Origin of the sequence: Cognatiyoonia sediminum, assembly GCF_900129845.1 — a bacterium.
Lineage (GTDB): Bacteria > Pseudomonadota > Alphaproteobacteria > Rhodobacterales > Rhodobacteraceae > Cognatiyoonia > Cognatiyoonia sediminum.
In genome coordinates this window covers 73,238-89,724 of the sequence record NZ_FQXB01000006.1, presented here as the reverse complement: position 1 = coordinate 89,724, position 16,487 = coordinate 73,238, and the positions used below count along the sequence as shown (strand labels likewise).

Genomic DNA, 16,487 nt, shown 5'->3' with positions numbered 1-16,487 from the left:
GCCTTCGAAACTTGCTGGATAAGATCATGCGCCTTTTGCTTATTTCTTGTGTCGCTCTTGCTTTGGCCGCATGTGGGCCTCGGGTGACGGGCGAAGTTGGCAAGGCTTGCCTTGCGGCAGATCGGCAAGCGGCATCGCGGACGTTGTGCGCTTGTGTGCAGAACGCTGCGAATGCAACGCTCAATGGGTCGGATCAAGCACGGGTGGCGACGTTCTTTGAAAATCCTGAACTGGCGAATGACACGCGGATTTCCAACCGGCGGAGTGACGAACGGTTTTGGGATCGCTATCGCTCGTTCACTCAGCGGGCTGAACAATCCTGTCGGCGATAAGCGCGTCGGCTGCCTTTTCGATCATCGCCCAAGCGCCTTCGAAATCGCGGGTATAGTACGGGTCGGGCACGGCTCGATCTGCGAACAATCGAACAGGCGTGGTTGAGCCCGCGGGGCGGAGGCGTTCAATATCTGCGGCGTTGTCCTCATCCATGGCGAGGATTAGATCGAAGTTCTGGAAATCCGAAGCGTTGAACTGTCTGGCGCGCAAGCTGGTTAAGTCACGGCCAAGAGCCTGTCCTGCATCTTGCATTGGCTGATAAGGCGGTTTTCCCACATGCCAATCGCCGGTTCCGGCGCTAACTACTTCGACGCCCCGGTCGCGCAACGCCGCTTCGGCCGCCGGAGACCTGCAGATATTCCCCAAACACACGCAGAGGACGCGCATCAGTGCAAGACACCTCGACGGGTCATGGCACGGGCGTAGATCCACAGCAGGATCAAAACTATGGGAATTGCGATAGAGAAGATAAGAGCAGCTGTTCCGCCTGCCTCAAATGTCCGTTGTTCGGCCAACCCGTAAGTATAGACCGACGAAACGATCAAACCGACCAGCGAGAGCGCAAATGCGGAACCTGCCAATCGTGACCGGAAAAGTAGGAGCAAGGAGCCAAGGACCGAGAACCACACCCCAATGGCCCAAGCCGCGTCAAACCAAAGTGGGGTATTGTTCAAGAATTCAATCGCTTCGGCGGGAAGATTTGCTAGGTAATCGGCGTTTTGAGTCTTTGACATGACATAGTCGAAGGCGCCGCCGCTGTTCCAAACCAGCGACACCACTCCGACAATCCACAAGTGGATTGGCGTTTTCATTTGGGTTCCCTCCCCAGTAGGCTTTGAGAAACTGTAGCAAAAATTTTCTGATCTGCAAAATCGGGGACCAAATGAAGATTGTTATTCTCACCGGCGCAGGCGTTTCGGCAGAAAGCGGCATGGGAACGTTTCAAGATGAAAATGGGTTATGGACGCAAGTGAATATCGAGGACGTGGCCACGCCGGAGGCTTTTGCGCGCAATCCAGCAAAGGTGCATGCGCTTTATAACGCTCGGCGCTCCAATTGCTTGAAGGCTGAGCCAAACGCGGCCCACTTTGCTTTGGCCGAGCTTCAGAACTCCCGCCATGATGTGACGCTGGTGACGCAGAACATCGACAATTTACATGAACGTGGTGGCGGAACAGATGTGATCCACATGCATGGGGAGTTGATGAAAGCGCTTTGTGCAAGTTGTGGCGCCGTTTGGCCCGCACCTGAAGCGATGGACAAAGACGACCCCTGCCCGTCTTGCGGAAAGCCTCAAACTCGACCGGACATCGTATGGTTCGGGGAAATACCCTACCACATGGACCGGATTGAACGTGCCTTGAGTGAGTGCGATCTGTTTGTGGCTATCGGGACAAGTGGCGCGGTTTATCCGGCGGCGGGGTTTGTTCAGATGGCGGATGCCTTTGGGGCTGATACATTGGAACTGAACCTTGCGCCTTCTGACGTCCAATCGGCCTTTGCGGCGCATCGGTATGGCCCTGCCACAGAAGTTGTGCCGCAGTGGGTCGCGGATATGCTGGGCGATCCGGACTAGAGGTCTGGGGTCTGGTACAACAGCAGGTTCGCGCCCGATACCGAGGGCGGCTCGGAGTTTGTGCAGAGTGCTCGGCAAAGTGCAGAGGGTTCAATTAGAAACTGACCATGCTCATTCGCGCCCGCCCTGGGGGGCGGGGGCGGGCGCGAACGGACCGCAAGCGATCCGGACTAGACTTGTCAGATGAGACTCGGCAGAACGCCTGCATGGCATCGGACAAGATCAAAGAACTGGCAGAACAGATTAGAACCGGCAATCGCCGTGCGCTGGCGCGGGCGATCACGCTTGTGGAAAGCGGGCGCGAGGATCATCGCGCGCAAGCCTTGGACCTGTTGCAGGCCTCGGGTTCAGACCGGCAAGCATTGCGGATTGGCCTTTCTGGCACGCCCGGCGTTGGAAAATCGACCTTTATTGAGAGCTTTGGCCTCATGCTGACGGGCATGGGCAAAACTGTTGCCGTTCTGGCGGTGGACCCCTCGTCTGCCCGTTCTGGCGGGTCGATCCTCGGGGATAAAACCCGCATGGATTTGCTCTCACGCGATCCGAAGGCGTTCATCCGCCCTTCCCCCAGCCAATCGCAACTGGGCGGTGTCGCACGCCGTACCCGAGAAGCCGTGGCACTCTGCGAGGCCGCGGGATACGACATTGTGCTGATCGAGACAGTCGGCGTCGGGCAATCGGAAACGGTTGTGGCGCAGATGTCTGATCTGTTCTTGTTGCTGTTGGCCCCCGCGGGCGGGGATGAGTTGCAGGGCGTCAAGCGCGGGATCATGGAGATTGCCGATCTGATTTTGGTCAACAAAGCTGATGGCGATTTGAAACCGCAAGCTTTGCGAACCTATGCCGATTACGCCGGTGCGTTGCGATTGCTGCGCAAACGCCCGCAAGACCCCGATGGCTTCCCCAAGGCGCTGACCGTTTCCGCGCTCGAAGCGGATCGCCTGCAAGAGGCTTGGGAGGCCATGTCAGAGTTGATGGCATGGCGGCGAACCCAAGGGGTATGGGACAGAACCCGCACGGATCAGGCGCGCTATTGGTTCAGTGAAGAGGTCCATATTCAGCTGCTCGAACGGCTGCACCGCGATCCTGAAATACGCGCGCATATCGCGATGATGGAGGATGAAGTGGCGCGTGGCGCTATCTCTGCCACGGCGGCGGCGGCGGATGTGATAAGGAAACTCTGACTCAATTGCATGGAACTTACGTTCCATACGTCATTTTGGGTCAAAGTCCCTTGACCGGCGTGAGGAATCCTCCTATCTGGCGCGAACCGAATTCATGGCCTCGGACGATGGGGCCGCTCACCCGTTGATGGATGTCCCCCCGTATGGGTCGGTGGACGCCTCATATAGACGAAGGAAGATGATCATGTCGCGCCGTTGCGAGCTTACAGGTAAGGGCCCAATGTCTGGCAACAATGTCAGCCACGCCAACAACAAAACAAAGCGCCGTTTCTTGCCAAACCTGCAGGATGTGTCTTTGCAGTCTGAAGCACTGGGTCGAACGTTCAAGTTCCGTATTTCCAACGCGGCTTTGCGCTCTGTCGACCACCGTGGTGGTTTGGACGCGTATTTGGCGAAAGCGAAAGATGCTGAGCTGTCTCCAAACGCTTTGAAAGTGAAGAAAGAGATCGCCAAGGCGACGGCTGCCTAAGCAGCGCTTCCTTGAGAGATTTGGCCCCGGCCGCCTTCGGCGCCCGGGGCTTTTTTGTGCCTCCGGCGGAGGTATTTTTGCTCAAAGGAGAATGAGGTTGCCTGTTGGGGGCAGTCGGGGCGATATGTGCCTATGTCTGGTTTGCCAATAGAAGATGTTCTGCCGCAGGTGGTTGCGGCGTTGCGGGATGCGGGGCGCGCTGTGTTGCAGGCGCCGCCGGGTGCGGGGAAGACCACGCGCGTACCTTTGGCCCTCTTGGATGCCGGGCTGACGGATAAAAAGATTATCATGTTGGAGCCGCGGCGACTGGCGGCGCGTGCTGCGGCGGAACGGTTGGCCGAACAGCTGGATGAGCGTGTTGGTGAAACCGTTGGCTACCGGATGCGCGGCGACAGTGTGGCCGGTCGGCGCATTGAGGTTGTGACCGAGGGTATACTAACCCGCATGGTTCAGAGCGATCCGTCTTTGGACGGTGTCGGCGTTGTAATCTTTGACGAATTTCACGAGCGGTCTTTGAATGCCGATCTTGGCCTCGCTTTGGTTTGGGAGGTCCGGCAAGCGCTGCGGGAGGATTTAGCGGTGCTAGTGATGTCGGCGACGCTGGATGCGGGGCCTGTGGCAGAATTGTTGGAAGGCGCGCCGGCGGTGACCTCGGAGGGCCGTGCGTTTGACGTTGATGTGAGGTGGCTTGATCGTCCTGTGGGCAAGCTTGGCGGGTGGCGGGATTTTGTGTGGCGCTCCGTGGATTTGGTTGAGCGAGCCTTGGAAGAGTCCGCAGGCGGCGTTTTGGTGTTTTTGCCCGGAGCGGGTGAAATTCGTGCGGTTCAGGATCAGTTGCGTGCGTCTAAAGATTGCGAGGTTTTGCCGCTTTATGGCGCCATGCCATTTGCCGAGCAGCGCCGTGCGATCCGGCCGTTGAAAGGCGAGAAGCGAAAGGTGGTTTTGGCGACGTCGATTGCGGAAACCTCTTTGACCATCGAGGACATTCGCGTGGTTGTCGACACTGGCCGCGCGCGGCGGGCACGGTTTGATCCGCGTTCTGGCATGTCTCGACTGGTGACGGAAGCTGTCAGCCGAGCGGAGGCCACCCAGCGCGCGGGGCGCGCGGGGCGCGTGGCGGAAGGCATATGCTACCGGCTTTGGGCGCGAGCGGAGGACGGGGCTTTGCCCGCTTTCCCGCCTGCAGAGATTGAGACGGCGGATTTGACAGGTCTTGCGTTGGAGCTGGCGCAATGGGGGGCGGAGCCAAGCGCTTTGGCGTTTCTAACGCAACCGCCGGCACAGGGGTTGGAAGAGGGCCGCGCACTTTTGGCCCGGTTGGACGCATTGAGCAACGGGCGGATCACCGATCATGGGCGCAAGGTGGCGCAGATGCCGCTGCACCCACGATTGGCGCATATGTTGGTGAAGGGCGGCCCAAGTGCTGCCGAATTGGCTGCATTGCTCAGTCATCGCGATCCGATGCAGGGCGGTGATGCAGATATCACCACGCGGCTGAAGGCTATGGCGAGCAATGATGCGCGGTTTCGGGCGATTGCGGAGGATGCGAAGCGGTTTCGCAAGCTCGCGGGGGCGGAAACGGATTTGACCGTTGGCCAACAGCTTGCCCTCGCCTTTCCGGATCGGATCGGGTTGCGGCGCAAGGGCGATGATCCGCGCTATGTGTTGTCGGGTGGCAAGGGCGCGGTTCTGGACGCGGCCGATGGCTTGGCCGGTCAACGGTTGATCGTTGCTTGCGCGTTAGACGGGGATGCGCGCGAGGCAAAGGTTCGGCTGGCGGCGCATTTGACGGAGAATGAGCTGCGCGAAGTCTATGGCGATGCGATCACGTGGCGCGGCGTGTGCAGGTGGTCACGGCGTGACGGGCGCATCTTGGCGCGTCAGCAAGAGGTGTTTGACGCCTTGGTGCTGCAGGATCGGGTCTGGAAGGATGTCGCTGAAGACGAAGTGGCCCGCGCCATGTTGGACGGTGTGCGGCAGATGGGGTTGCGCCCCTCTCCTGCGGCGGAACGGTTTCGGGCACGGGTAGCCTTGGTTGAAGGTTTGCCCGACATGTCAGATCAGGCCTTATTGGAGAGGCTGGAGGAGTGGCTTTTGCCCCATTTGGGCCGCGTACGCACAGCAGAGGAGTGGAAGGGTTTTGATATCCTCCCTGCCCTGCGCGCGATGCTGGATTGGACGCAGATGCAGCGTTTGGACGCAGACGCACCTGCGCATTTTACCACGCCCTTGGGGCGCGACATTCCGATCGACTATAGCGGACCGGCGCCGGAAATCACCTTGCGATTGCAAGAGATGTTTGGACAGACAACGCACCCGACCGTTGGCAAAACCCCTTTGCGCGTGACATTGCTGTCGCCCGGTCAAAAACCTGTTCAAACGACACAAGACATTCCGGGCTTTTGGGCCACGTCCTACGCCGATGTCAGGCGGGATATGCGCGGACGCTACCCGAAACATCCGTGGCCTGAGGATCCGACGCAGGCCGATCCAACGCTGCGGGCGAAGCGGCGGAAATCATAGCTGACAAAGACGTCACGTCGCGTGAATTGAATTTATCCACAGATTTTGTTAAGTTATCCACAATACAACAAAAAAGAACCGGCAGGTATCTTTATGATTGCTCAACTTAAATCCGCGTTTGCGGAGGCAAAATCCTATTTCCGACCGCCTGTTTCTCAGGTGGCGGCCCTGTGTCATCGCGAAACGAAGACGGGCCGCAAGGTGCTACTCATCACCAGTTCCAATGGCCGTTGGATATTCCCCAAGGGCTGGCCGATGGACGGAAAGACCGACGCACAGGCGGCTATGCAAGAGGCTTGGGAAGAAGCTGGAGTGAAGTCAGGCGAGGTCGCGAATGATCCCCTCGCCAGCTATCGCGGCGAAAAGAAGTATGATGACGGACGCACTATTGCCTGTCAGACAAACGTTTATGCGGTTGAAGTGACCGACACCAAGAAACGCTTTCCAGAGGCGAATAAACGCGACCGTAAATGGGTCGACATTGAAGAGGCGAAAGACCTTATCGATGACGACGGGATGAGAGACGCGCTCGACCAGCTTTGATCGAGCGGCTTTATGTCTTTAGCCCCTTTCGCAACGATAGGGTCGCGCCCGATCCCGAGGGTGGCTCTGAACTTACGCCGACGTCACCGCAACGTGCAAAGGTGTTTATCTATAACAAACCTTGAAACTTCGCGACCGCCCTGGGGGGCGGGGTCGGGCGCGAACCGGATCGCAGGGCGATCCGAGTGCAAAGCTTAAGCGCGGTGCTTCAATCCAATAAGGCGAAAGAACTCAAAGCCCTAGACAATGCCGCATAATCGCCTTTTGCGCGTGAAGTCGGTTTTCAGCCTCATCAAAGATCACGGAATGCGGGCCGTCCATCACAGATGAGGTCGCCTCATCGTCGCGGTGGGCGGGCAAGCAATGCATGAACAACGCGTCATCGTTGGCGTGGCTCATCAACTCATCATTGACCTGATATCCCCGCAGCTGGTTATGTCGACGCTCGCGCGCCGATTGCGGATCGTGCATACTGACCCAAGTGTCGGTCACAACCAAATCCGCGCCTTCAACGGCCTCTTGCGGGTTGCGTACCGTCGAATAAAGTCCGTCAAGCGCAGGTTCGGGATCAAGTGGTTCTGGCCCCGTGAACACAAGGTCAAAGTCGAACTGTTTCGCGGCATGGGCGAAGCTGGCGAACACGTTATTGCCGTCGCCGGACCAGACCACTTTTTTACCTTTGATCGGGCCGCGATGTTCTTCGAATGTCATCACATCAGCCATGATTTGACAGGGATGTGTACGGTTCGTCAGACCGTTGATCACTGGGATCGACGCGTATTCCGCCATTTCCAGCAGCGTGTCTTCTTCAAACGTGCGCATCATGATCAGATCGACATATCGCGACAAAACGCGGGCCGTGTCGGCGATGGTTTCACCGTGACCCAGCTGCATGTCGGCCCCGGACAGGACCATGGTTTCACCGCCCAATTGGCGCACGCCCACATCGAAGGAGATGCGCGTCCGTGTTGACGGCTTCTCAAAGATCAGCGCGACCATATGGCCGGCAAGCGGTTGGTCATCGTCCTTGGCCCCTTTTGGGCGGCCATTGCGCGCGGTTTTCATTGAATGCGCGCTGTCGATGATTGTCCGCAAATCGGATTGGGACGTTGTGTGAATATCCAAAAAATGTGGCATGGGAGTCCTCAAAGGCGGCGCGAACCGCCGGTTATTCATCTTAAATTCAGAGTGACTTTGCAGCTGCGTCGAGGCGTGAGACAGCCTCGCCCAACTCTTCATCCGAAAGGTTCAGCGGCGGTAGCAAACGAACAGTGTTGTCAGCGGCTGGCACGGTCAAAAGCTCTTGGGCGTACCCCGCCGCGACGACATCGGTATTTGCTGCTTTGCAAACTAGTCCTAACATCAGGCCAGAGCCTCGAACGCTATCAAAAACGTCTGGATTATCGGCAACAAGCCCTTCCAGCTTTTGACGCAAAAGTCCGGCCTTGCGGTTCACCTCCTCAAGGAAATTTGGCTCAGTAACGATGTCGATCACCGCATTGCCAACAGCGCATCCCAATGGGTTGCCGCCATAGGTCGACCCATGTGTGCCTGCCGTCATACCGGAGGCCGCGTCTTCAGTGGCCAGCACCGCGCCAAGAGGGAAGCCCCCGCCGATGCCTTTGGCAACCATCATGATGTCAGGCGAAATCCCCGCCCATTCATGCGCAAAGAGTTTGCCTGTCCGTCCGACACCGCATTGTACTTCGTCAAGGATCAACAGAACGCCGTGTGCGTCGCACAGATCCCGCAATCCCTTAAGGCACGCATCCGGTAGTGGACGAATACCGCCCTCGCCCTGCACAGGCTCGACCAAGACGGCAGCTGTTTTGTCCGAAATGGCTGCGTTTAGGACATCGTGGTCACCAAACGGCAGATGGGTGAATCCCGGCAACAAAGGGCCAAACCCTTTGGTCATCTTCTCTGATCCAGCAGCGGCGATCCCCGCGGAAGATCGACCGTGGAAGGACCCTTCAAAGGCAATGATTTCGCTGCGATCTTCGCCTTTATCGAACCAGTATTTCCGCGCCATCTTCACCGCCAATTCACAGCTTTCCGTGCCGGAATTGGTGAAGAACACAGTGTCCGCAAAGGTCAGATCGACCAGTTTGTCGGCCAACTGCTTTTGCGCCGGAATTTCATAGAGATTGGACAGATGCCAAACCTGCCCCGCTTGATCCGTCAGCGCCTTGGTCAAAACAGGATGCGCATGACCCAGCGCATTCACCGCAATGCCGGCGCCGAAATCCAAAAAACGTCGACCGTCTTTCTCCACCAGCCAAGAGCCTTCGCCGGACACAAACGTCAGCGGCGCGCGATTGTAGGTCGGTAGAACGGAAGAGATCATCGGATCATCCTTAATTTGAAGCCCGAGACGTGCCGGAGCAGCGGGGCTAAGTCAACAATTTTGGTGGGTTAGAGAAACGAATAGACGGACGTGCGGCGCAATTAGCGTCGGCGTCGGTTCAATTTTGTCATCGTTTTGCTCATGCGCGCTATTTAGAGGCAGGGTTTAGCTTTGTGAACCCCTTTCTTTCCCTCACGGAAGTTCGAAAGTTTTTCGAAATCCGGCCCAATTGATGACGCATTGCAGAGCTAGTTGGGAAACAATGGAAGAGGTCTACGAATACCGTCTTGGCGTCCGCCGCCACATCTCATGGTTTGCCGCATTGGGCATTGCCATTTTGATCGGCTATGCCACGCAAGGCCAAACGCCGATGGTCTTGGGTGCGGTTTGGGGGCTGACGGCGGTGATGATCATCTGGTTTTTGTCCCGCCTTCCTGTTGCCGGGGTGCGTGTCGATGACCGTTTTGTTACGCTGTCCGCTTGGCGGGATCCCAAGATGGTTCCGATCAGCGATATTGCGCATTTCCGAATGACGCATTGGACCGACGACAGTGACTTGATCCTTGTCTACAAAAACGGCGCTGAAGAGTTTGTGTCCGCTGCCGATCTGCCGTCTGTTCAGCTCTTTAGCGAGGTTATGGCAGACAGAGGTGTCGCTATCAAAGATCCACTGCCCGAAGGGGTCGTCTCAAAGGCACCGCCGCCGGAGCCTACACCTGAACCCACACCCGAACCAGAGCTTCTAGGCCTTGAGGCGATACCCACTTCTGAGCCAGCGCAGGTTGAGCCACAAGACCGCCGCCGTCGCCGCCAACACGACCACAAGACCGACCCAGGGAGAGCTGTCGCTGACGCCGATCATGCCGAACCGGACCCCGTCGATTATGTAGAAGAATGGGTTGAAGTGGCAGAGCGTGTTAAGCGCAGGCGGCAAGGCCTCGATTGAATAAAACGTGCCGGATAGGAAGGCGAGCGGTGTGACCAGAAAGTTCTGGATCGCAGAGAGCTGATCGAATTTCTGCGCATAGACACCTGCTATCAACCCCAAGCCACCCATCATTATTGTTCCGAGCAAAACAAATGCTGCGACCCACAACGGGTTCTCAATCGTCACTCCAAGGAAAATCCAGCCTCCCAAAGCGATTACGATTGCACACATCACCCCTCTTATGACCGCACCTGTCACATAGCCGACTAACAGTTCAGCCGCATTCAAGGGCGGCATAAGCGTATCCACGATATTACCGCCGATCTTAGCCGAGGTGATTGAAGACGAAGTATTGGCAAAGGCATTTTGGATCACTGTCATGGTCAGAATGCCGGGCACAAGGAACGTCATGAACGGAACGCCCATCACCTCGCCTCGGGTCGGCCCGATGGCAATCGTGAAGATCATCAACAACAGCCCCGCATTGATCAAAGGCGCCATGATGGTTTGCGACCAGACGTTCATAAAGCGTTTCACTTCCCGCTCTATAAGCGTGGCGACACCGATCCAATTGACGCGCCCAAATCTGCGGACGCCCATTGATTGTTGTGACATTGCGATACCTATCCAGAATGCGCTGCGGGTGGTTGTATCCGGCCCTGCAATGCTTAGAATAGGGGATCGTTGGATTAAGCAAGGCCCGATGTAGGAAACATCCCGCCTTTCGAGTTGAAGGAACTTATATGTCCTGGACAGATGAACGCGTTGAAACGCTCAAGCGGATGTGGGGCGAAGGCCAATCCGCAAGCCAGATCGCAAAAGAACTGGGCGGCGTCACTCGCAACGCAGTAATTGGTAAAGTGCACCGTTTAGGCCTGTCGAACCGCGCGGGCTCTGGTGGCAACGCGGGCAAAGCCGCGGCCAAGGAAAAGGCGCCGTCGAAACCGGCAACGCCAAAAGCTCCGCCCAAGGCGAAGACGAAGGCCGCGCCTGCGTCAAAGCCGGCCAAGGAAGAGCCGGAGTTGGATGAAAACGGCATCCCAATCTCTGCCGCGCGCCGTGCGATCATTCCAGCGGGGCAGCCTTTGCCTCCGCAGCCTTCAGCGAATGAGATCAGCCCGGAAGCCTTGGCCAAGGTGAATGAGGTTGAGAAGACCGCGAAGAAGCTGTCGTTGATGGAGCTGACCGAAAAAACCTGCAAATGGCCCGTTGGCGATCCCGCAACCGATGATTTCTGGTTCTGCGGTCTGCCCGTGCAAGCTGGCAAACCTTACTGCGAGGCCCATGTCGGCGTGGCCTTCCAACCGATGAGCGCACGGCGGGACCGTCGGCGGTAAGTGGCGCCGCTCTTAGTTGCGAATTAATATACGGGGTGTCTTCGGCACCCCGTTTTTTCATAGGCTTTTAGATGACCCAAAACCCACCCAACCTTCGCCCGGACCTTGCCCCCAAAGCCAAACTCTCAGAAGCCCCGCGGGACGGGCAGCCGACGATTGGGATGGTTTCGCTGGGGTGTCCGAAAGCGCTTGTGGACAGTGAGCGCATCCTGACGCGGCTAAGGGCCGAAGGCTATGCGATCAGCCCCGATTATCAGGGGGCCGAGGCGGTGATCGTGAACACTTGCGGGTTTCTTGACAGCGCCAAAGCGGAAAGTCTGGATGCGATTGGCGAGGCGTTGCAGGAGAACGGCAGGGTCATTGTAACCGGCTGTTTGGGGGCGGAGCCTGAGTATATCCGTGCACATCATCCGCAGATTTTGGCCGTGACGGGGCCACATCAGTATGAACAGGTGTTGGATGCGGTGCATGACACGGTGCCCCCTGCCCCTGATCCGTTTATTGATCTGTTGCCTGCGCAGAATGTTTCTCTCACGCCGCGGCACTATAGCTATCTGAAGATTTCCGAGGGCTGCAATCACAAGTGCAAGTTCTGCATCATCCCTGACATGCGCGGACGGTTGGCGTCTCGTCCCGCTCATGCGGTTCTGCGCGAGGCGGAGAAGCTGGTGGACGCGGGCGTGAAGGAATTGTTGGTGATTTCTCAGGACACCAGCGCCTATGGGCTCGACCGGAAATATGATGTGAACCCGTGGAAAGACGGCGAGGTGCGCAGCCATATCACGGACCTAACGCGAGAGTTGGGGCAATTGGGCGCTTGGGTCCGGCTGCACTATGTCTACCCCTATCCGCATGTGCGCGATCTGATCCCGATTATGGCGGATCCGTCGAATGGGGTGCTGCCGTATCTTGATATCCCGTTCCAACACGCCCACCCCGATGTGCTGCGCCGCATGGCCCGCCCCGCGGCGGCGGCTCGAACGTTGGATGAGATTAAGGCGTGGCGGTCGGAGTGCCCGGAGATCACGCTGCGCTCCACGTTCATTGTGGGCTATCCGGGGGAGACGGAAGCCGAATTTCAGCATCTTCTGGATTGGCTGGACGAGGCGCAGTTGGATCGGGTCGGGTGTTTTCAGTATGAGAATGTCGCTGGCGCGCGGTCGAATGACCTGCCGGATCATGTGCCGGATGACGTGAAGCAAGACCGCTGGGATCGGTTTATGGCGAAGTCTCAGGCGATTTCAGAGGCGAAGCTGGCCGCGAAGGTTGGGAAAGTACTGGAGGTCATTGTCGACGACATCGACGAGGATGGGGTGGCTACCTGCCGGACATGGGCCGACGCGCCGGAGATCGACGGAAATTTGTTTATCGATGAGGGGACCGACGGCTTGTCGGTTGGGGATGTTATTCGCGTTGAGGTTGATGAGGCGGGGGAGTATGATTTGTGGGGGTGCGTGGCGTCTCGGAATTGATCCGGGCGGATCAATTCAGCCGCGCACGGGCGGAGCCCTAAATGCCATTTCATTAGAGTAATTTATGAAAAATCTTACTGTACCAAAACTTTTTGATCTCTTGGATGACGGTCCTCTGGCAATTGTCTTAGGCGCAGGATCTTCAAAGGACTACGGATTACCCACTTGGCAAGAGTTGAAACTCGATGTTCTGGAGAATTTGAGCATTCGACCGGATCGACTTGGTATTTCGCAAATGGCAGCAAAAAGGTCGATCCAAGCGATTAGAGATCAGCCGGAACTAACCTTAGATAGAATTGCTTCTGGCCTTGACGGCATTGCAGATCGTGCAGCACTTTAAAAAGCTGTTGCAAGCTCTCTGGTGAACGGTGAAGCAACCAACAAAGACTCACTTCTCGAAAGTTGGATAGAAAAATTCGTCTTTGAGCTCGGTAAATACCTGAAGCAATCGAATACTGAAAGTTTGGTAGACAAGTATCAAAAACGTCTCGACCAAATTGCCCAGATAAAAGTCGTATCCTTGAACTATGACCGTGTTTTTGAGGCCAGAAGTAGGTTAGCCGCATCTCGGCTTTTCGATGTCGATTTTTTAACGTGGCAGCAAAAAAATATTCTCAAGTGGCCGGCCCCGACACTAAGCTTCGAAATACATCAACCACACGGCACATTAGGCTTGCTTTCTGGACACTCTCAAAAAGGTTCGGCAAGCAATGTTCCGATGTATTTGTTCGAAAAAGTAGGTTTCCGAATTCGACTCTTTGCACAATCTCCTATCTCAAACCCAAGAAACCAATTAGAATTTGGCGACATAAAGGCTTTCACAGAAGCCTGCGAAAATCGCCCTACCGACTTTGAACCTGAACTGAACATAGTCAGTGTCGATGATTTTATTCCGGGTGCCAGTCTTAGTGGATATGAGTTGGCGAACCAAAGGATTAATAATACCAATGTCATCTGTATCGGCATCAGCGACTTGGGATTCAATCAATCAAGACTCGATTTCTCAAATGCAAAGAGTGTCACACTTACAAATCGAGAAAGTGAATTGCGGCAATTTGATAAATCTAAGCTCCCAACCGACCAGAACATCTTTTTTGAACCTGGCGGTCTGTTTGCGGACAACCTTTTGGCAAAAATGTGCGTATAAGATTTCAACAACCTGCGACGTCCTGCCTCTGGACGCCCACCAAAACGCACATATCTATCAAGTATGACCCAAACCAACGAGACCGCTGTTCTTTACAACGCGGAGTGCCCCGTTTGTAACTTTGAGATCTCGCATTATGCCAAATATGCGGAGACACAGGGCTTGCCGATCCGGTTTGATGATCTGAACACCTCTGCCAGAGAAGCTTGGGATTTGACCGAGGATCAGGCGGCGCGGCGGCTTTATGTGGTGCATGAGGGGGCGCTGACGTCGGGCATTCCTGCGTTTTTGGTGCTTTGGGCACAGATGCCAAAGTATCGATGGTTGGGCCGGATTGTGGGCTTGCCGGGGATCAAGCAGGTGGCAGGGTTGGCCTATGACTGGGTGCTGGCGTCGGGGATTTACCGGTGGCATTTGGCGCGGAAGCGGCGGGCGGAGAAAGCAGCGTAACCCGTGGGTTACGCGCGTGCGCAGCCTTTACTCAATCGTCATCCAAATAGACACGCACGGCATCTTTGACCCGTCTAAACCTGTCGCCGCCGAGTTTTGTGCCGCCAAACCAACGGGTTACGACGATGATGTGGCCTGTCAGATCTTCGCGTTCCAACATTCTTAAGATCACCATGCCTGCGCCCGACTCACCGTCGTCATTCTTGATCGGCGTGCCGTCGGGCAGGATCACCGCCCATGTGTTATGGCTGGCTTTGGCGAATTTTTTGGCACGGCAGAGCTGTTTGATGAAGGCCGTCGCCTCTTCCGCTGTGGTCACAGGGCCGCCTGAGACCGCGTATTTGGAGCCTCGGTCACTGAGCGCGTTGTCGATGATCTTCATGCCGCCCAAATGACCTTTGGGCGGCACAATTGTCCAGTCGGTCTGTTAGTAGCTGTAGGTCACGCCTGAGCCGATGGCTTGGCGGAGCGAGAATTCGGCCCAAGTGCCGCGACCGCCGCGTTTACGAATTTCGCTGAGTTGGGCGGAGGCGAGTTGGAGCTGCCCTGCCTCAACATGAGCTTGGCCCATATAGGAGCGGGCGAGGATATTGTCGGAGTTTTGATCCAAGGCGGCGCCGTAGTAGGCCATGCCGAGGGCGGTGTTGCCGGATTTGCGGTGGGCGAAGCCGTAGTAGGTGAGCGCGAGGTCGGTTGTGGCGTCGTCAAGCCCGTCTAGCACACGCAAAGCGTCGGCATAGCGGCCATCGTGGGCAAGCTCGCGCACGGCGTCCATCATGGCGCTGTCTTCATTGGTGCTTTGCTCTGGCGGGAGGCAGGTTTCAGTGGCGAGATCCCAGACGAGGCCTTCTTCGCAGACTTCCGTGGTTTCGGTGGGTTTTGGGGCGTCAGAACTGCTGGAGCTGGCGGCGAGGGCTGTTGTGGGCAGTAGAGCGAGGGTTGCGAGGATGAGGCGCATGGGAGGTCTCCTGTTGGGGTCAGAAGGGAAGATAGCGCGCGTGGTGCGGATGGCGAGGCACGATTAGGTGAGGAGGCCGACAATCACGCAGACCCAGCCGATGCCGACACCGATGGCTGTGACAGCGACGGCGGCGGATCCGCAGTCTTTGGCTTGTTTGGCGAGGTCGCGGCGTTCTGTGCCGATGTCATCGACGACGCGTTCGATGGCCGTGTTCACGCATTCCATCGCCAGCACCATGATGCCGCCCATTAGGAGGAACCCGCGTTCTCCTGCGGTGAGTGGTAGGGCAAAGGCGAGCACCGCGAAAACGGCGTTGGCGACGAGCCATTGTGCGAGGGAGCCTTCGGTTTTGAAGACGTGGATAAAGCCGTCCCATGACCAGATGGCACGCTGGACGACGCGTCTGCCTTGTTTGCTTAGAAACCCGATCATGTGACGCCCTCCCTTTGGTCGCGTTAATGATCACGTTACATCACGGAGCGTCAAGTTGACCCAAGGTTAAGGTTTGACCGGCAGGCTTGCGCACCTAGGCTTGATGTTATGAGAAAACCGCAAACTCCATATCCCAATTATGCCGTCTCTGAACGGATTGCTGATGGATCGATGCATCTGGTCGGTGTTATGGGCGCTATTGTTGGTGCGTGCTACCTGATCATTTGGTCCTTTGGGCATCTTGGGACGGGGCAAGCCATCGCTTTGACCGTTTATGCGAGCGCGTTGATCGCGACGTTCTTCGCATCGGCCTTCTACCACATGACCCCTTGGGAGAGCTTGCGGCCGCGGTTGCGGCAGATTGATCATGCAGCGATCTATGTGAAGATTGCCGGCACCTATACGCCTCTTGTCGCGATGATTGGATCGGCGTTTGCCTACGTGATCCTTGGTGTGGTTTGGGCTTTGGCCATTTTCGGCGTTGTGACCAAGCTTTTCTTTTGGCAGCGCCCCGGGTGGTTCAGCACAGGGCTTTATCTGGCGATGGGGTGGCTGAGCGTTGCCTTGATTTGGGAGCTGGCCCCCGTGGTTCCGACCCCGACGATGGTGCTGATTGCGGTTGGCGGCGCGCTTTACACTGTTGGTGTCATTTTCTTTATGTGGGACCGATTGAAATTCTCCAACGCGATTTGGCACGGCTTTGTCGTGGCCGCATCGGCCTGCTTTTTTGCCGCCATCACATTAGGCGCGATGGCTGTTTCCATGGTCTGAGGTCGGGAATTCCT

The 16,487-nt window shown here is 56.8% G+C and carries 20 protein-coding genes; 12 read left to right on the top strand and 8 right to left on the bottom strand.

The features are described 5' to 3' along the window. Positions 1-26 precede the first annotated feature (26 nt). Complete coding sequence (locus BUA85_RS14710; RefSeq protein ID WP_072902402.1) at positions 27-332, top strand: arginine transporter; 306 nt, start codon at positions 27-29, stop codon at positions 330-332. Here BUA85_RS14710 and BUA85_RS14705 read toward each other — a convergent pair. After that, the gene (locus BUA85_RS14705) at positions 298-720 is read right to left on the bottom strand and encodes a low molecular weight protein-tyrosine-phosphatase (RefSeq protein WP_072902400.1); all 423 of its coding nucleotides are present in this window, start codon (positions 718-720) and stop codon (positions 298-300) included. The two genes, BUA85_RS14710 and BUA85_RS14705, sit on opposite strands and share 35 nt — an antisense overlap. Beyond that, on the bottom strand, positions 720-1,145 hold the full coding sequence (locus BUA85_RS14700; protein WP_072902398.1) for a hypothetical protein: 426 nt from the start codon (positions 1,143-1,145) through the stop codon (positions 720-722). The genes BUA85_RS14705 and BUA85_RS14700 overlap by 1 nt, the downstream gene beginning before the upstream one ends. A gap of 71 nt (positions 1,146-1,216) precedes the next feature. Between BUA85_RS14700 and BUA85_RS14695 the strand changes: the two genes are divergently transcribed. From BUA85_RS14695 to BUA85_RS14675, 5 genes are all read left to right on the top strand, one after another. Next, positions 1,217-1,909: an NAD-dependent deacylase gene (locus BUA85_RS14695; protein WP_072902397.1), complete on the top strand. Its 693-nt coding sequence runs from the start codon at positions 1,217-1,219 to the stop codon at positions 1,907-1,909. 206 nt (positions 1,910-2,115) lie between these two features. Then, positions 2,116-3,093, top strand: a complete 978-nt coding sequence (meaB, locus tag BUA85_RS14690) for a methylmalonyl Co-A mutase-associated GTPase MeaB (RefSeq protein ID WP_072902395.1) — start codon at positions 2,116-2,118, stop codon at positions 3,091-3,093. Positions 3,094-3,277: 184 nt separating this feature from the next. Then, on the top strand, positions 3,278-3,562 hold the full coding sequence (gene rpmB / locus BUA85_RS14685; RefSeq protein WP_072902546.1) for a 50S ribosomal protein L28: 285 nt from the start codon (positions 3,278-3,280) through the stop codon (positions 3,560-3,562). A 132-nt stretch (positions 3,563-3,694) separates the two neighbouring features. Continuing rightward, positions 3,695-6,085 carry an ATP-dependent helicase HrpB gene (hrpB, locus tag BUA85_RS14680; protein WP_072902393.1) on the top strand — a complete coding sequence of 797 codons (2,391 nt, stop codon included), beginning with the start codon at positions 3,695-3,697 and terminating at the stop codon, positions 6,083-6,085. 93 nt (positions 6,086-6,178) lie between these two features. Continuing rightward, entirely contained in the window at positions 6,179-6,628 is a 450-nt protein-coding gene (locus BUA85_RS14675; protein ID WP_072902545.1) for an NUDIX hydrolase, read from the top strand. 231 nt (positions 6,629-6,859) lie between these two features. Here BUA85_RS14675 and argF read toward each other — a convergent pair whose 3' ends face one another. From argF to BUA85_RS14655, 3 genes are all read right to left on the bottom strand, one after another. Further along, on the bottom strand, positions 6,860-7,765 hold the full coding sequence (gene argF, locus BUA85_RS14670; protein WP_072902391.1) for an ornithine carbamoyltransferase: 906 nt from the start codon (positions 7,763-7,765) through the stop codon (positions 6,860-6,862). Between the two features lie 46 nt (positions 7,766-7,811). Beyond that, positions 7,812-8,975: an aspartate aminotransferase family protein gene (locus BUA85_RS14665; RefSeq protein WP_072902390.1), complete on the bottom strand. Its 1,164-nt coding sequence runs from the start codon at positions 8,973-8,975 to the stop codon at positions 7,812-7,814. A 742-nt stretch (positions 8,976-9,717) separates the two neighbouring features. Continuing rightward, complete coding sequence (locus tag BUA85_RS14655) at positions 9,718-10,518, bottom strand: ABC transporter permease (RefSeq protein ID WP_072902386.1); 801 nt, start codon at positions 10,516-10,518, stop codon at positions 9,718-9,720. Between the two features lie 128 nt (positions 10,519-10,646). On the opposite strand from BUA85_RS14655, the gene BUA85_RS14650 reads away from it, so the two are divergent. The 5 genes from BUA85_RS14650 (at position 10,647) to BUA85_RS14630 (ending at position 14,309) form a co-directional block, all read left to right on the top strand. Next, positions 10,647-11,240, top strand: a complete 594-nt coding sequence (locus BUA85_RS14650) for a GcrA family cell cycle regulator (protein ID WP_072902384.1) — start codon at positions 10,647-10,649, stop codon at positions 11,238-11,240. 71 nt (positions 11,241-11,311) lie between these two features. Further along, the gene (gene rimO / locus BUA85_RS14645; protein ID WP_072902382.1) at positions 11,312-12,712 is read left to right on the top strand and encodes a 30S ribosomal protein S12 methylthiotransferase RimO; all 1,401 of its coding nucleotides are present in this window, start codon (positions 11,312-11,314) and stop codon (positions 12,710-12,712) included. A gap of 64 nt (positions 12,713-12,776) precedes the next feature. Then, positions 12,777-13,052 (top strand): hypothetical protein, encoded by a 276-nt coding sequence (locus BUA85_RS14640; RefSeq protein WP_072902380.1) that lies wholly within the window; start codon positions 12,777-12,779, stop codon positions 13,050-13,052. Positions 13,053-13,073: 21 nt separating this feature from the next. After that, positions 13,074-13,859 (top strand): hypothetical protein, encoded by a 786-nt coding sequence (locus BUA85_RS14635; RefSeq protein WP_072902379.1) that lies wholly within the window; start codon positions 13,074-13,076, stop codon positions 13,857-13,859. Between the two features lie 63 nt (positions 13,860-13,922). Next, the gene (locus BUA85_RS14630) at positions 13,923-14,309 is read left to right on the top strand and encodes a thiol-disulfide oxidoreductase DCC family protein (RefSeq protein WP_072902377.1); all 387 of its coding nucleotides are present in this window, start codon (positions 13,923-13,925) and stop codon (positions 14,307-14,309) included. Positions 14,310-14,340: 31 nt separating this feature from the next. On the opposite strand, the gene BUA85_RS14625 is transcribed toward BUA85_RS14630, so the two are convergent. The 3 genes from BUA85_RS14625 to BUA85_RS14615 form a co-directional block, all read right to left on the bottom strand. Then, the gene (locus tag BUA85_RS14625; protein ID WP_072902375.1) at positions 14,341-14,691 is read right to left on the bottom strand and encodes a YigZ family protein; all 351 of its coding nucleotides are present in this window, start codon (positions 14,689-14,691) and stop codon (positions 14,341-14,343) included. Between the two features lie 45 nt (positions 14,692-14,736). Then, positions 14,737-15,267 (bottom strand): tetratricopeptide repeat protein, encoded by a 531-nt coding sequence (locus BUA85_RS14620; RefSeq protein WP_072902373.1) that lies wholly within the window; start codon positions 15,265-15,267, stop codon positions 14,737-14,739. Between the two features lie 63 nt (positions 15,268-15,330). Beyond that, positions 15,331-15,702, bottom strand: a complete 372-nt coding sequence (locus tag BUA85_RS14615; RefSeq protein ID WP_072902372.1) for a diacylglycerol kinase — start codon at positions 15,700-15,702, stop codon at positions 15,331-15,333. Positions 15,703-15,810: 108 nt separating this feature from the next. Here BUA85_RS14615 and trhA point away from each other — a divergent pair, with 108 nt between their 5' ends. Beyond that, entirely contained in the window at positions 15,811-16,473 is a 663-nt protein-coding gene (gene trhA, locus BUA85_RS14610) for a PAQR family membrane homeostasis protein TrhA (RefSeq protein ID WP_072902370.1), read from the top strand. Positions 16,474-16,487 lie beyond the last annotated feature (14 nt).

What these genes read in the sequence shown, in the direction of transcription:
- BUA85_RS14655 (WP_072902386.1), bottom strand. Translation starts at nt 10,518, where the DNA reads ATGTCACAACAATCAATGGGCGTCCGCAGATTTGGGCGCGTCAATTGG.
- BUA85_RS14710 (WP_072902402.1), top strand. Translation starts at nt 27, where the DNA reads ATGCGCCTTTTGCTTATTTCTTGTGTCGCTCTTGCTTTGGCCGCATGT.
- BUA85_RS14675 (WP_072902545.1), top strand. Translation starts at nt 6,179, where the DNA reads ATGATTGCTCAACTTAAATCCGCGTTTGCGGAGGCAAAATCCTATTTC.
- BUA85_RS14615 (WP_072902372.1), bottom strand. Translation starts at nt 15,702, where the DNA reads ATGATCGGGTTTCTAAGCAAACAAGGCAGACGCGTCGTCCAGCGTGCC.
- BUA85_RS14620 (WP_072902373.1), bottom strand. Translation starts at nt 15,267, where the DNA reads ATGCGCCTCATCCTCGCAACCCTCGCTCTACTGCCCACAACAGCCCTC.
- argF (WP_072902391.1), bottom strand. Translation starts at nt 7,765, where the DNA reads ATGCCACATTTTTTGGATATTCACACAACGTCCCAATCCGATTTGCGG.
- BUA85_RS14695 (WP_072902397.1), top strand. Translation starts at nt 1,217, where the DNA reads ATGAAGATTGTTATTCTCACCGGCGCAGGCGTTTCGGCAGAAAGCGGC.
- meaB (WP_072902395.1), top strand. Translation starts at nt 2,116, where the DNA reads ATGGCATCGGACAAGATCAAAGAACTGGCAGAACAGATTAGAACCGGC.
- BUA85_RS14650 (WP_072902384.1), top strand. Translation starts at nt 10,647, where the DNA reads ATGTCCTGGACAGATGAACGCGTTGAAACGCTCAAGCGGATGTGGGGC.
- hrpB (WP_072902393.1), top strand. Translation starts at nt 3,695, where the DNA reads ATGTCTGGTTTGCCAATAGAAGATGTTCTGCCGCAGGTGGTTGCGGCG.
- BUA85_RS14665 (WP_072902390.1), bottom strand. Translation starts at nt 8,975, where the DNA reads ATGATCTCTTCCGTTCTACCGACCTACAATCGCGCGCCGCTGACGTTT.
- trhA (WP_072902370.1), top strand. Translation starts at nt 15,811, where the DNA reads ATGAGAAAACCGCAAACTCCATATCCCAATTATGCCGTCTCTGAACGG.
- BUA85_RS14640 (WP_072902380.1), top strand. Translation starts at nt 12,777, where the DNA reads ATGAAAAATCTTACTGTACCAAAACTTTTTGATCTCTTGGATGACGGT.
- BUA85_RS14630 (WP_072902377.1), top strand. Translation starts at nt 13,923, where the DNA reads ATGACCCAAACCAACGAGACCGCTGTTCTTTACAACGCGGAGTGCCCC.
- rimO (WP_072902382.1), top strand. Translation starts at nt 11,312, where the DNA reads ATGACCCAAAACCCACCCAACCTTCGCCCGGACCTTGCCCCCAAAGCC.
- BUA85_RS14700 (WP_072902398.1), bottom strand. Translation starts at nt 1,145, where the DNA reads ATGAAAACGCCAATCCACTTGTGGATTGTCGGAGTGGTGTCGCTGGTT.
- BUA85_RS14705 (WP_072902400.1), bottom strand. Translation starts at nt 720, where the DNA reads ATGCGCGTCCTCTGCGTGTGTTTGGGGAATATCTGCAGGTCTCCGGCG.
- rpmB (WP_072902546.1), top strand. Translation starts at nt 3,278, where the DNA reads ATGTCGCGCCGTTGCGAGCTTACAGGTAAGGGCCCAATGTCTGGCAAC.
- BUA85_RS14625 (WP_072902375.1), bottom strand. Translation starts at nt 14,691, where the DNA reads ATGAAGATCATCGACAACGCGCTCAGTGACCGAGGCTCCAAATACGCG.